The organism is Paraglaciecola marina (assembly GCF_004360155.1).
GTDB classification, from domain to species: domain Bacteria; phylum Pseudomonadota; class Gammaproteobacteria; order Enterobacterales; family Alteromonadaceae; genus Paraglaciecola; species Paraglaciecola marina.
Genome location: NZ_SAIS01000037.1, coordinates 24,662 through 38,824 on the forward strand (window position 1 = coordinate 24,662; position 14,163 = coordinate 38,824).

Below are 14,163 nucleotides of genomic sequence, written 5' to 3' on the forward strand. Positions count from 1 at the left end.
TCTCAGTTAACTACTAGTATTTAAGCACTACTAATCGAGTTTGCGTGTATTCAAGCATGCCATGCTTACCATCATCACCACCTAAACCAGAACGTTTCCAACCAGCGTGGTAGCCTTGATATGGATCAGAAGGAGTACGGTTGATATACACTTCACCGGCTTCCATTTCGTTAGCCACTTTCATGGCTGTTCGGTAATTTTCAGTATAGATAACAGAGGCCAAACCAAACTGATGATCATTAGCGAGCGCTAGGGCTTCATCAATTTCTTTATACTTAAGAACAGGTAAAACTGGGCCAAAAATTTCTTCTTGGACAATTTCCATATCTTGACGACAATTAGTCAGTAAAGTCGCAGGGTAGAAGAAGCCTTTCTCTTCTGGAATAAACCCACCTAGCTCTAGCGTAGCGCCATCGTCAATGGCTCGTTCCACCATTTGATGTATATTCAAGCGGGCATTTTCATTCACTAATGGCCCCATAAAATCTGGGTTTTGAGTACGGTTGCCATAAGGCTTGTTTTTCATATTTTTGTTGAGTAGTGCAACAAAAGTATCGTAAACATCTTCATGCACATATACTCGCTCAACGGCAGTACAAAGTTGCCCACAGTTGCTAGTTTTAGAGCCGATTATCTCTTGTGCCGCTTTTTCTAGATCAGCGTCGGGCTCAACTATGGCCGGTGTTTTTCCACCTAATTCTAATGAAGACTTGGCGATATTAACCTGTGAATATTCTAATACTTTACGACCTGCGCCTACACTTCCCGTTAAGGTAATCATGCCCACCTTAGGGTGTGTACAAATAAGTTCAGCAGTGGGGTGAGTCATAGCGACTACGTTTACTACCCCTTTAGGAATGCCTGCTGCTTTTATGGCTTTGGCAATAGCAAAAGCAGAACAAGGGGTATTATTACTGGGGCGGATTACCATGGTATTACCAGTAATCAAGGCCGGAGCAAGTTTACGTAACAAGGTGTATACAGGGAAATTAAAGGGCACCAAAGCAACCACAACACCAATAGGCTCACGTTGTAATAACAGGTTTTCGTTAGGCGTATCACTAGGGATAATCTCGCCTTCGATACGGCGGGCCCATTCTGCGTGATAACGCGTAATTTCAGAAGCGTACACCGCCTCATTGGTGGCGTCGTCTAAACTCTTACCTGATTCTTCAGCTAATGCGTCACCAATCTCATGCTTATGCTCTAGTAAGGCATCTGCTAACTTCTGTAAATACACACCACGTTCAATACTAGTGAGTTTACGCCACTCTTTTTGAGCCTGAGTTGCACAGTCAATCGCGTAAGTAGCTTCTTCTGCACTTGCCGCTGGCACCTGAGCAATTAGCTCTTCAGTTGCGGGGTCATATACGTCTATTAATGAATTCTGTGATGAACCTACAAATTCATTATTGATAAAGTTTTTTTCAATTCTCATTATGCGGACCTTGGGTCATAGTTAACTTATTGTAGACTCGGCTAAAAAACCAAGTCAAATCTTTATTATATTTAAAATATAAATTCCATATATGAAATCATTAAGACAGAAAAAGGCAGTTATTTTCACCATTAATGAGTGCAATTGTTTAGCTTGCTGATGGGAAAAGCCTTTAAATTCAGGCTTAATTCTGGAAATACCACGTTTATTGTAGGGCGAAAACACATCTAAATAATGTGTCATAAAAATCTAAAAATCACATTGATATCTGCTCAATGGAGATGACAAAACCAATCAAAAATTGAGAATAAAATTAAGATGTTTACGTATTGTTTGCTCTCTAGCCTTGATGGCCCAGATACCGTAAACTAACTTTTTTATATATAGAATAATATTGGTCATATATGGAGTCTGTAAGAACAAAATCCAAAGCTCCGGCAGTTGATGCCTCAGTTTTGATGTTAAATTTGATAGCCAGATCAAATTATCCGCTAACTTTGTCAGAAATTTGTTCACAAATTGGCCTCCCACCAGCAAGTGGGCACAGAATTATCAATGCTTTACTTGAGCATCAAATGGTGGCGCTCGATCCTAACCGCAAAAAAGCGTACTGCATCGGCTCAAAGATTTTTCAAATCGCATCTACTATTTATAACAAACAAAGCATCATTCCTTTCTTTTATCCAGTGGCTGAAATTCTTAAAAATGAGATCCACAAATCTATATTTTTATATGCGCCTGTGGGCAATAAGGTGGTAGCTGTAGCTAAAGTAGAATTTTCTGTGGCTGGCCTTTTAACCTTTCAATTAGGGCAAACTATGCCTTTGCATTGCTCAGCGTCGGGCATCGCCATTTTGTCTATGCTGTCAGATGAATTTAAAACCGACTACATCAAAGCTGAAGAAAAAAGTGATCCTAATATTACCTACAGCCTTGATGAAATTAATGACGACTTGTCCAGAGCAAAACGTTTAGGGTATGCAGTCACACAAAAGGAAAATGGTAATCACTTTAGCAGCATTGCCGCTCCGGTTCTTAATCTACGTAATGAACCTATTGCAGCCATAAGTGCGGTAATTAATGGAGAATTTCTAAGTAAACAAAGTGCACGGCATTATTCAAAAAACCTAGTACAAGCCGCCCGCCAATTATCTGCGCATATTATTTAACTCACCGCAATGAGCCATATTATAGAAATTCTAATTGGTTAGAATTTCTAACCATAATTCTAAAATATATCATTTTTAAGAAAGTCATTTTTATATAACTATCCGCCTTACTGCAGCTAATGCACTCTAATTTAGAGAGGCTAATAGCGTGTCATGTCAGCCAGTAGTCAGCTGAACACGGCTTCAGTATATGAGCGTATCAGGTATTAAGCCGATTAAATGTCTGATGCTCACATAACAATTAGGCAACACTAATACATATGCAATCTATGTTTTGAAAAGCGCATAGATGGTTAACATTCACTTCCTGAACTCACTGAAATTGATGTTAAGTGGTTCAAATGTACAAAAGGTAAAGTTATGAAAATAGGATTCATCGGACTAGGTAATGTAGGCGGCAAACTAGCAGGTAGTTTACTTCGCAATGGCTGTGACCTTACCGTCAGAGATCTCAATGAAGAGTTTGTTGCTGACTTTGTATCCCGCGGGGCTAAAACAGCCAATTCTCCTAAAGAAATTGCTGAGCAGTGTGATGTGATATTCACATGCTTACCTTCGCCTGCTGTTTGTTCACATGTAATGGAAGCGGACGACGGAATTCTTGCTGGTCTTTCAGAAGGCAAAATTTGGCTTGAAATGAGCACCACAGATGAAGCAGAAGTACGCCGTATTGGGGCACTAGTTTCTGAGAAGGGCGCATTGCCTGTAGATTGCCCAGTGTCTGGTGGTTGCCATAGAGCTGACACGGGCAACATCTCTATTTTTGCAGGCTGTGAGCGTGAAGCCTTCGATAAAGTCTTACCTATTTTAACTATTATGGGTCGCCGTGTTTTACATACTGGAGCCTTAGGCTCTGCATCTACATTAAAAGTTGTGACTAACTATTTATGTACTGTTCATCTTGCAGCATTAGCTGAAGCCTTAACAGTTTCTAAAGTCATGGGCATGGACATGAACGTAGCATACGAAGCAATCAAAGCTTCCTCGGGCAACTCCTTTGTACACGAAACTGAATCTCAAGTAATTCTAAATGGTAGCCGTGATATTGGCTTTACTATGGACCTAGTTTTAAAAGACGTAGGTTTGTTCGACGAAGTAGCCAAACGTGCCAACATCCCTTTAGAACTTGCGCCTTTAATGGTTGATATCTTTAAAGATGGCGAGAAACGTTATGGGCCTCGTGAATTATCACCAAATATTATTCGCCGCATGGAAGATGCCTGTGGTGTTGAAGTATTAGGAAAAGGCTTTCCACCAGAAATGGTTGATGACGAACCAGAAGAAAAAGGCTACGAAGTGGTTGTCCCTTTACGTAGTGATTACTAACTATTTATTATAATTAAAGTTGGCCTACTGTAAGGCTTACCTTCTGCTCAAGCTACCAGCCTAATTCGGTGGTTTGAGTAGAGTTTTTATATAAGTTGCACCCAGCCTCATGCCAAACTCTGATTAAAATCACATCAATAAATTTAATCTGCAATTTAATATTTAGATACATACGTTATTGACTGGATTTTTAACTGTTTTTTGATAATTATGGGCGCGGGCCTTAAACAGAAAAAGAGACAACAATGGAACGCCGGTTACTACCGCCACTTACTACTATATGTGGGTTTGAATCTGCAGCGCGCAAGCTAAGTCATAGAGCTGCGGCCGAAGAGTTAAATCTAACCCACCCGGCAATAAGTCATCAAATTAAAAACTTAGAAGAACATTTAGGGGTTAAGTTATTTAATCGCGATGGCAGAAACGTAGTACTCAGTGAAGAAGGAAAAATCTTCTACCCTTATGTGCTTGAAGCTTTGGAGCAGTTAGCACTTGGAGTGGCTGAAGTAAGGCGAAATAACGAACATACCTCACTGCGTATTCAAACTTACGTGACTCTGTCTATTCGATGGTTAGCGCGACTATTGCCTATATTTCACGCCGAAAACCCGTCAATTAATGTGCAACTTGCCACTTACGCTTCAAAGTGGGAGTTTGACGAAGAGTCAGCCGACGTGGGGATCATCTACTGCGATACACTCCCTTCTGATAAATATCATTGGGTACCGCTTTTCGAATCTCGAGTATACCCTGTGTGTAGCCCTGAATTATTAAAATCCTTCAAAGGCGAAGTCACTCCGGCAGATTTAGTTAAGTTACCATTATTATCTGTTGAAGCAGAGTTCGACTATTGGAAAAAATGGTTTGCTAGCGCCGATGTCGATGCAGGTATTATTACCCCACACATGGTAGTAGACACCAAAGCCGTGGCCTTAGAAATGGCAATTAATAATGAGGGCGTGGCGCTAGTCAATGGTCCATTCGTGGCTGATGACCTTGCATCGGGTCGATTAGTGAAACCCTGCAGTCATGAAACTGTATTTTCTGGAAGTTGGGGCATTATCTGCCGTAAAGAAAATAAAGAAAGAGAAGACATAAAAAGTTTAGTGAGCTGGTTACTTACCATCACCGCAGGCATGTAACTTGTACTTTAAGTAAACGGGAAGGTAAATACCTAAAATTACCTTCCGTAAATCAATTACTAAGCTTCTGCACCCGATCCAGCTATATCTACTGCACTTCTACCCATAGTTTGATCACCTACATATTTAGGATCAAATGCGGTACGAGTAAATATTTTACGCAGCATAGGTTCAAAATAAGACAAAGGTTTAGTTGGGTAATCAGGGTCGAAAGACGATTGATCCCACTTTTCACAAAAATCCACACAAGCTTGATACCAAGGATGGTCCTTTAGGTATTCACGCTCGTCTGGATCGCCACCTAAATGATGGGCGTAATAAACATTTTGAAACAACCCATGTTGATTGATAATCCAAGTTACTTCTGGACGAACATAAGGACGCAAAATAGCAGCAGCATATTGAGAGTGATTATGGGGGGCTAAATCATCTCCCAAATCGTGAATTAACGCTGCGACTATCATTTCTTCGTCGGCACCATCTGCTTCAGCACGTGTAGCTGATTGTAGTGAATGCTCTAGTCGAGATACTTGATATCCAGATAAGGTATTTTCTAAGTTTTCTAAGGCTTTTAAAAGCCTATCAGGCAAACCTTTTGCGTATTCGTTTTCGTGTTCAGTTAGAAACAAATATTCTTCTTTAGTGCCATCTTTCATTTGGCGAAATTGAACGATTTCCATTAGTTTGCCTCTTTTTCTAACATGCGGTATTTTCTTTTAAGCGCTTTATAACGGCCATTAGGTGCATCAAAATCTATATACGCCCCCTGCAGATGACGTTGCCCTTCATTTGGATCAAAACCAGTACGACCATGCAATACACGAGTATTATGAAACATCTGCAATTGCCCCGGCTCAAGCCTAAAGCGCCATTCATATTCAGGAGCACATAATAGCTGGCCTAAACGCTTACGAGCACGGTGAAATATTATCATGTCTGCTGGTTCGAGTAGTGGTAAATAGTCCAAACGAGGACTATATGCGATACCTGTCACACGGCCATTAGAATCTGACTCAATCATAGTACGGCGTTCAATCAGCTCTACGTCTTTATCTAAATAACGATAACGAACAGGTACCTCACTCAACAATTTGTAACCCAGTGGATCTTCTTTGTTGAGTTGCTCAAGCACGGACAGACTATCCACTAAGGTTGAAAGGCCATCGGTAGTTTGATTTTCTAAACAATGCAACAGCTGAATACCAGGCATAGGGTTTCGGTAAGGGTTATCGGTATGAGGCCCGAGAGGCACCGAGCGATACGCTAAATCTGTAGAGTTAGGGCGGGTAAACACTTCAAAATACTTACCAAAATTGGTGTCTCGAACATGGCCAAACAACTCAGCCACGTTTAATACCGAGTCAGATTTTGTAGGCACGTTATTAACAATCAAGACGCCATAGGTTAAAAAGGTTTCTATGCCTTTCATTAACCCTTCTTCAGTACTTAATGCTTCTAAATCAATATGAAATAAAGATTTATCAACATCGCTTTTCCAAGCGATATCAGCTGGTGCACCATCCCAAATATCAAAGTCAGCGTTAAACTCATTTAAATCATACTCTCCAGAGTAGCCATCGCTAAAAGTAAGTACAGCGCTAGTGGCGCTTTTCTTTTCAACTTTTAACAATGACAGCTCAACATCTAATTGATGAGGGTCAAACAACCTCTGTTTGGTTACCTCATCTAAATTTAGTGCATCTTGGCAGCGCTCTCTAAGCCACAACGCAGGAAGGGGGTAGTTCTTGCCATTCACCAAAGCGGTAACACAAACAAGCTCTTCATTAATATTATATTCGACAGACTGCATTAAAAAACTCTCCAAAATTGATGGAGGGAGTATCAAGTAATCAAACTTTATATTACAGTGCCAAAGCCTAATAGATAACATGCAAATTACTAATGATTAAAGAAGCAGAATTCCCCAGCTTGAATGGTTTGATAGCCTTTGAAGCAACCATTCGTAATAGTTCCATGACTCTTGCGGCAGAAGAGCTTGGTATTACCCAACCCTTAATATCTCAAAGGATCAGAGCCCTAGAAGATTTACTAGGCGGAGTACTAATTAATCGTAGTAAAAAACCTTTATCAACCACACCCGCAGGTCAGAATTTTTATAGTGATTTGCAGGGGCCATTGTTATCAATCCTCCGAGCCACAGAAAATGCCAAAAGCAACCTTACAGAAACCAAAACCAAAATATCTATTGGTGCCTACTTTGGTTTTTCATTTCACTGGATAATGCCAAGATTACAACGTTTACAACAAGCATTTCCCGATTATCTGTTTGAAATCCTCCCAACTAATAGCTTAAACGATCTCGTCACCTCCCATGCAGATATCTTATTTCACTTTTCAACTCATGTGGGGCGCTATCAATTTGAAGAGCTAATTATTCCCGAGGTGGCATTTCCGGTTTGTTCACCAGAATTTGCAAAAAAATATGGCTTAAAGAAGGGGCAGTCTCTCAGCGATTTACGAAACTTGCCTTTACTTCATAAAGACGTAGATGACTTACGATGGTTGAATTGGCAAAGATGGGCCCAGGTTTTAGGGATAACCCCATCAGACTCACCAGTTTCTTTTCGCTATAACAATTATCCACTTGTAGTAGAGGCGGCAATAAATGGTCACGGGATATGTTTAGGTTGGGAAGGACTAACCAATCCATTTGTTGCTGAAGGTAAACTTATTGAACTAGGCCCGCGCTTAAAAGCCGCTAATAGGGGCTATCAAATCTGTTCAAACTACCGTTCAACCTATGCCATTGGTAATGTAATTAAATGGTTTATCAATGAAGCAAAGCAACCTTTAAAATAATTACTATGGTGAGCTAACCTTAGTCACTTGATTGTAATTAGGCTACCTCTATGTAATAAATAGCTAAATATATGCGGCAAGGCTAAGTTGTTAGATACAAGCTTAAGGAAATATACATGGAGGCTAATGTTAAATCATGGTGGAAAAGCCTTACATCCAAAGAAAGATCAGGTCTTATAATATTAGGTGCCTTTCTAGTGGGTACCATCATTTTATATTCAGGTATTCAACTAGGACAAGCTATTGGGCTAGTTATTAACAACTGAATAAATTAATCAGACAACACTTTTATTATCTAACAGGCGCTTCAAGGGGTAGGTAAACATGGAATTTAAAGTCAATGAAACAAAAATAGAAAACCCCTTCACCATTGCCGCCTTAATAGTATTTTCTATAGCAGTTGTGGCTATTGTCGTTGCTGTTTTATTATTCATTGTTTTGCCAATTATTGGGATAGTCCTATCAGGTGTGTTGGCGCTTGTTCTCGTGATACTTACCCCCATTCTTTTTTGGCTGGTGATCCCAATAGTCATGCTATCAATTATAGGTTGGTGCTTTGGAAAGCTAATTAAGTAAAAGTTAATGTATAAAATGCTAATTATTTAGGATTAATAAGTATCAAATGGCCTTCTTTCCAGAGTTTCAATCACTTTACGTGTTTCTTGATAAGAATCGCCCCCTTTTATAACTGTAATTGTTTCCCGTTTTAATTTTGCGACTTGCCCATTAGAAGCCATCTCTATAGTTACTAGCCGTTTTCCAGAGAACTCTGGCTTGCCTTCTCCAATTAATCTTAACGAGGAGCTAATTATTGATCGTACATTCCCCCCTGTAATTGCAGCAACTTGTTCCATGTCTTTCTTATAGGTAGAAATAAGAATATCAGGCTCTAGTATCAATTCGACCTCATATATTAAAGTACTGCTGTAAGTAGATATGGCCCTCAATGGAGCTGACATAATAGCGTCAGACTCTTTATAAAGCTTACCTTCAGACAATGCACCTAAACGAAGGTTGTATCTCTCTATTACATCAATAACATGGTTTACATCACAGTGAATTGGAAACGCAGTCCATGTGAATACTACACCGCCACATTGCTTTCGGATTTTAGGATATTTCTCTAGATAACTTTCTAGACGCACCTTAATTTCAGATTGATTTAATAGCTTGATTGACGACCCGGGCTTGTTAAGAACGCGCGCTGGAAACTTCCAAGCATCGTTTTCAGAGATATTAGCACCTGGAAAAGAATATTCGAGCTCTAGAACACCATCTTTTTCCCCAATATAACGCTCTACAATGGCGCTTTTTGAGCTTGAGCTACCACTGCTCCCTGCACTGGAATTTGATTCTGTTTTGGCTTCATAAACAATTAACGATAATGAAGGGTTACCTACCAAAGGTGGAGCTTTAGACGCACACACTGGTACGTAAGCAATCAATAGTAAAAAATATAAGCATTTCAAAAATTAAACACCCAGGGTATTACTTTAATGCATGATACTGTTGTAATAGACAATGCTAGAATTTTTCCCAATTCTTCTGCATTTCTAGATAAAGGAACGAAGCGGTCCAGGTAATAAGAACTAAGCCAGTCAAAGACTCTATTCCTGTAAGATACCTAACATAACCTAAGGGCTCGATGTCACCAAAGCCTACTGTTGTATACACTGTAAATGAAAAATAGGCACAGTCCATTAGGCTGCCATTGAAATTCCCTTCAAGGCTACCCCAACTCATTCCGTGCACCATAAGATAGTATGCAAATGCAAAAATCCATATTTCAATAATATGAGCAATCAGGGCTCCGAAAACACCCAATACAATCTTCAAGCTATGGGGAATATCAAACAGTGGTAGTGATTTGAATATTTTAAAGAGACACCAATAATGAACTACGACTGCTGCCGCAACGAGTAAGCCATTTATGATAAAAACTAAAACCAAGTCCAAATGTTGTTATCCTCGTCCATTATGCGACTTACAAATCACCCAAGCATTTAAGACTGTGTAATTTGCGAAAATTTGTAAATGATGATGCAAAATATCACCCCCCCTTAGTTTATTGAAGCATAAATAACGCTCTACTATGGCCGGCTTTAAAACCTATAAAGACAGAGTTTAAAAGATTATTAATTTTTTGGCAGTACTTGTTTGTTTTTGCCTAATTTAAGTCTAATTAAAATACACATACCACCAGCAAACATTGCCAGTAATGCACCTGAATTGCTCTTTTGGTTATGTTGCATAGCTAAAACAGAAACGTAATCTTGACCCTGAAAGAAAAAGTTTAGTGGTTCGCACTATTCGTCAGGTAATAGCGTAACTCCTATCTGTTCAATCTTTACACACCAGCCATAAGATTCTGCTTAGGTGGTTGCAAGATGAATGACCTCTTCAGCTTTGAATTTGTTGCTCACTACACACAATTAGCGAGCAACAACAGGTAGGCTAAAATTGGAGCGAAGCGACTGAGTCTAGGTGTTACTGTCCCAGTTAGCCTGCTAGCGGTTTAGTGTGATTGTTATGTTTTTCTACTACCGCCCGTGGTTACCAGTCACTAGCATATTCATTATTCGCTTTAAACGCTTCGACCTCTAAAGGTGCTTTGTCGTATCCATATTCTGCTAAATCCGAAAAGTGCTGAGTGATTACGTGGTCGAGACTAGTTCGTTCAATTTGAAGTACATGTACCAATTCATGAGCAAGCTTTGGCCTATTCAGTTCATAACCATTACGAACATAAATTGAGTAACCGAACACTTGGGCGTTGTTGATGATACCTTCACCAATGAATCCGAGTGCTTCACCTAGTATTTTCAGGGCAAAATTTTCGTATGGAAACGGAACCTCATCCACATACGCAATCCTTACTTTCTCTGGGTTTTGAATTCCTATATCGTTTGCTAAAAACAATTCTTGTGCATTTAAAGGTGTGCCAGACTCCAAACCTTGTCTATCAGTTTCATACGCCCAGTCAATATACTGTGGTAGCAATATTTTAGAGATAACTTTTTGGTAAGACAGTATTGCTACGATAATAGCAACAACCAAGATAAGCGTTGTAAACTTGATAAACTTCATGTGTTTCAAATCCTTTTCTAAAAAAACCTAGTGATCAGCGAAAAAAACATAACGCCTCCCACCATGATGCATTTGTTATGAATATTTTACTGTAGAGCAAAGCCTTGCGGAGCCATTGGTCTTACGAATTTATACAAGTTTACATATATAATGATAGGCTTAGAAATACCTTTATATGTAAGCTCGTACTTGTCTAATAAACCACCGCCAAAGGGCATTGAAGGATCTTCAAATGCGCAGCAACTGCCTAACCTTTTAACGTGAACTTGTTCTCCATTAGGTCCTAAAAGGTTTTGAAAGTATTCAACATGAGCTCCTTCATATTTCGAACCAAAAAGAAAACCACCTAGCTCAACTGGGTTTTGTTCATTGTACCCATATGAGGGATCTTTTGAGGTCATAATAAAAGAGTCTGCTGACAATGGAGTACTAGTTGTTGATGCACAACCTACAAGGAGAGCTATAAACATCACTAAAATTAGACTTTTAAACACAAACTATCCTTAATATTCATAATGCTAAGCTTTGATTCGCCTGTAGCTTCACGTTCAACAAAGCTCTGAAATTGTGAGCTTAAATCAAGTAAGGAAACAGTCAAGTCCGTTAGGTTTGCCGGTTTCTTATTTTAATCGTTATTTCTAACTTTTTACTAAAGTCTATCTCTTTAGAATCCATGAGCTCCATGCTTATCTAAATACCCTAACGCCTCAATCAGGAGCCAAAAATAGTTGGTTATAATTAGCGATGCAGGAGCAAAACCAACTGTTTTTGTCCAGCTGAATTGACTTGTTAGGAATACGACGCCACTAACCCTAAAAATTCATCTTCTAGTTTCTTAACTTTTAACTCACTACAAACTGTGCAAATCTGCCTTTTGTTCTTAGCCATTGGTAGCACCATTTCTCCTTTCATGCACTTTACGCAAATTTCATTTGTTTTACGGAAAGCGTAAATATCGTGATCACAATTTGGTAAAGCAGCATAAATCCGAGCGAACTCAGATAAAGGATAATAAATTGGAAGATCCAAATATTTTAGCTTTTTTAATTTAGAAATCGCAGAGACATCCTCACTTTCAACTTTGAGTCTATGTAGATCAAGGAACTCAAGATTCGTTAAATGAGAAATAGCTTCAATGCTTTTTAAATATTGTTTACCAAACATTCCACCAGTGAATGTTAAGCCTACTAGATTATTGACGTTTTTGATTGCTGAGATATCATTGATTTTTTTAAGTTCATGCAACTCTAACCACTTTAAGTTTTTTAGTTTCTTCAAGCTTTCTAAAGTTTCTAACTGTGTACAACTACCAATATATAGTCGTTCGAGTGATTTTAGATCTCCAACTTTCACCAAATCAGTAATGCCATTTCCACTCCACTTAATAAATAGCGATCTTAATTTAGGTAACCTAGAAACCGAATCAAGTAGCCTTTGAGGTACTCGACTATAAAACCAGATATGCTCAACATGAGTTAGTGTTGGAATTAATGCAGCCCATTCGTTTACTAATTTCTTTTGCTTGGATGCAGATAAGTTTAATTGAGTACAGGCAATCCGCAGGTCAGATTGACCTTCGTATTCCGAGGGAAAATTAATAGTTTTAGGGCATTCTTTACGATGTTCCCATGACAGAAATTGTTCAATGCCTAAATCTACGTAAGAATTCAAATAGTATTCCTAACGTCTAAGCTAAACAGAAAACACGAACGCATTGGCGAAGCCAGTGAGTGTTTTTCTGATTGAGCTTTTTGTTATGAATATTACCCATGCAGCACTCCCCAACCATCTAGGTAACCATTAACTTTAGCTGTGCGTTCAGCTAACTTTACCTCGAAATTAGAAATATTTTCGTAAGTTACCTGCATGATTGGAACAAGCTCGAGTTCCATTCCACCATTTTCCCCTGGCCGTATTTCGATATTTTTAAATTTTTGACCTGCTTTCCAGTCGCTAGCGAATTGCTTGGCTACAATATCTGCTTCTCGTTCCGTTTCGTACACCGCGAAAAAATCAACCGGATATTCTAGAGAGAAATCGAAATTATCTTCTTCTAATCTTCTGAAGACATCTCCATTGGCATCATCGGGATATTCCATTTTCTACCCTGTATTCATAACGCTTAAGCTAAGCAGAAAACACGACGCGTTTTGGCCGAAGGCCAGCGAGTGGTTTTCTGATTAAGCTTTTTGTTAGCAGCCGCATGGCGTGCTGCTGTTGATATTGATTGATGAACTAACAAACTGTGACTTCCATTATTGAATTGAGTAGCTGCATATCCTTGCCTTAAATTTGTCAGTGTTTGATGATTTATATTGCCAGAACTTATTGATTACGTGAACTACTTTTACCGACCGTGATACGCTAAAAAACTAACCGCTTTGCACACCGCTTTTAGGTAACCAACTGAGAATAAGCTCTGGCATGCTAACGCTTAAGCTAAGCAGAAAACACGACGCGTTTTGGCCGAAGGCCAGCGAGTGGTTTTCTGGTTAAGCTTTTTGTTAGCAGCCGTATTGCGTGCTGCTATTTGAATTGGTTGATGACCTAACAAACTGTGATGTCCTTTTTTGAATTGAGTAGATGCATATCCCTGCTTTTTACTTGTCAGTAATTGATGATTTATATTGCCAGACTTTATAGTTTACGTGAACAACTTTTACCGACGGTGATGAGCCAAAAAGCTGACCGCTTTGCACACCACTTTTAGGTAAACAACTGACAATAAGCTTTGGCTAGCTAACGCTTTAAATAACCGGAAAAACTGGTTGGGCTATAATCGCGAAGCGATGGCCCGACGAGTTTTTTCCGTTTTGATTTATTTTGTTATTTGGCACTAGACAAACTCCAATGGTTTGAATTTTTTGTAGACTCTTAGTCCCAAAAATATGATTGCTCCAAAGAAGGCACCGTTGAATGCGCAAACAATTGGTGCCATTACAATCATTATTATGGAAGACAATAAACCTTGTAATTCTCCAGAAATTAGTGCGATTGGTATCATCAAAATCGCTACAACAATGAATAGCATTCCAATACTGCAGGTCATTCCTATTGCACATAGTTTTACAAAATCACCAAACTGAATGCCATTGTCAGTCAATTGAATTTTCAAGTTTATTCCTTGTTTCAGTGCCATATAACGCCCCAAGCAGGGGATTTTATGAGCGTTGTTCAGCGA

Annotated in this window: 15 protein-coding genes; 5 read left to right on the plus strand and 10 right to left on the minus strand. The window is 39.2% G+C overall.

From position 1 onward, the window contains the following. Positions 1 to 13: 13 nt before the first annotated feature. Complete coding sequence (gene aldA / locus EOK74_RS19805) at positions 14 to 1,438, minus strand: aldehyde dehydrogenase (RefSeq protein ID WP_133471854.1); 1,425 nt, start codon at positions 1,436 to 1,438, stop codon at positions 14 to 16. Positions 1,439 to 1,842: 404 nt separating this feature from the next. Between aldA and EOK74_RS19810 the strand changes: the two genes are divergently transcribed. The 3 genes from EOK74_RS19810 (at position 1,843) to EOK74_RS19820 (ending at position 5,075) form a co-directional block, all read left to right on the plus strand. Further along, on the plus strand, positions 1,843 to 2,607 hold the full coding sequence (locus EOK74_RS19810) for an IclR family transcriptional regulator (RefSeq protein WP_133471855.1): 765 nt from the start codon (positions 1,843 to 1,845) through the stop codon (positions 2,605 to 2,607). 360 nt (positions 2,608 to 2,967) lie between these two features. Continuing rightward, positions 2,968 to 3,933, plus strand: a complete 966-nt coding sequence (locus tag EOK74_RS19815) for an NAD(P)-dependent oxidoreductase (RefSeq protein WP_133471856.1) — start codon at positions 2,968 to 2,970, stop codon at positions 3,931 to 3,933. 245 nt (positions 3,934 to 4,178) lie between these two features. Next, entirely contained in the window at positions 4,179 to 5,075 is an 897-nt protein-coding gene (locus EOK74_RS19820; protein ID WP_133471857.1) for a LysR substrate-binding domain-containing protein, read from the plus strand. A gap of 59 nt (positions 5,076 to 5,134) precedes the next feature. Here EOK74_RS19820 and EOK74_RS19825 read toward each other — a convergent pair whose 3' ends face one another. After that, the gene (locus EOK74_RS19825; protein ID WP_133471858.1) at positions 5,135 to 5,755 is read right to left on the minus strand and encodes an HD domain-containing protein; all 621 of its coding nucleotides are present in this window, start codon (positions 5,753 to 5,755) and stop codon (positions 5,135 to 5,137) included. Beyond that, positions 5,755 to 6,885 (minus strand): TauD/TfdA family dioxygenase, encoded by a 1,131-nt coding sequence (locus EOK74_RS19830; RefSeq protein WP_133471859.1) that lies wholly within the window; start codon positions 6,883 to 6,885, stop codon positions 5,755 to 5,757. The genes EOK74_RS19825 and EOK74_RS19830 overlap by 1 nt, the downstream gene beginning before the upstream one ends. A 92-nt stretch (positions 6,886 to 6,977) precedes the next feature. Here EOK74_RS19830 and EOK74_RS19835 point away from each other — a divergent pair, with 92 nt between their 5' ends. Continuing rightward, the gene (locus EOK74_RS19835; RefSeq protein WP_239024190.1) at positions 6,978 to 7,895 is read left to right on the plus strand and encodes a LysR substrate-binding domain-containing protein; all 918 of its coding nucleotides are present in this window, start codon (positions 6,978 to 6,980) and stop codon (positions 7,893 to 7,895) included. 324 nt (positions 7,896 to 8,219) lie between these two features. Next, a complete protein-coding gene (locus EOK74_RS19840) occupies positions 8,220 to 8,471 on the plus strand; it encodes a hypothetical protein (RefSeq protein ID WP_133471860.1) in 252 nt (83 codons plus the stop codon). A 32-nt stretch (positions 8,472 to 8,503) separates the two neighbouring features. On the opposite strand, the gene EOK74_RS19845 is transcribed toward EOK74_RS19840, so the two are convergent. The 7 genes from EOK74_RS19845 to EOK74_RS19875 form a co-directional block, all read right to left on the minus strand. Next, positions 8,504 to 9,364, minus strand: coding sequence for a hypothetical protein (locus EOK74_RS19845; protein ID WP_133471861.1), 861 nt, complete (start codon positions 9,362 to 9,364; stop codon positions 8,504 to 8,506). Positions 9,365 to 9,419: 55 nt separating this feature from the next. Further along, complete coding sequence (locus EOK74_RS21145; protein WP_338047291.1) at positions 9,420 to 9,851, minus strand: potassium channel family protein; 432 nt, start codon at positions 9,849 to 9,851, stop codon at positions 9,420 to 9,422. Between the two features lie 597 nt (positions 9,852 to 10,448). After that, on the minus strand, positions 10,449 to 10,982 hold the full coding sequence (locus EOK74_RS19855) for a hypothetical protein (RefSeq protein WP_133471862.1): 534 nt from the start codon (positions 10,980 to 10,982) through the stop codon (positions 10,449 to 10,451). 86 nt (positions 10,983 to 11,068) lie between these two features. Further along, positions 11,069 to 11,476 (minus strand): hypothetical protein, encoded by a 408-nt coding sequence (locus EOK74_RS19860; RefSeq protein WP_133471863.1) that lies wholly within the window; start codon positions 11,474 to 11,476, stop codon positions 11,069 to 11,071. Between the two features lie 295 nt (positions 11,477 to 11,771). Beyond that, positions 11,772 to 12,653: a leucine-rich repeat domain-containing protein gene (locus tag EOK74_RS19865; protein ID WP_133471864.1), complete on the minus strand. Its 882-nt coding sequence runs from the start codon at positions 12,651 to 12,653 to the stop codon at positions 11,772 to 11,774. 92 nt (positions 12,654 to 12,745) lie between these two features. Next, positions 12,746 to 13,081, minus strand: coding sequence for a ribonuclease E inhibitor RraB (locus EOK74_RS19870; protein ID WP_133471865.1), 336 nt, complete (start codon positions 13,079 to 13,081; stop codon positions 12,746 to 12,748). Between the two features lie 737 nt (positions 13,082 to 13,818). After that, a partial coding sequence (locus EOK74_RS19875; protein ID WP_205964753.1) for a hypothetical protein occupies positions 13,819 to 14,163 on the minus strand: 345 nt, incomplete at its 5' end.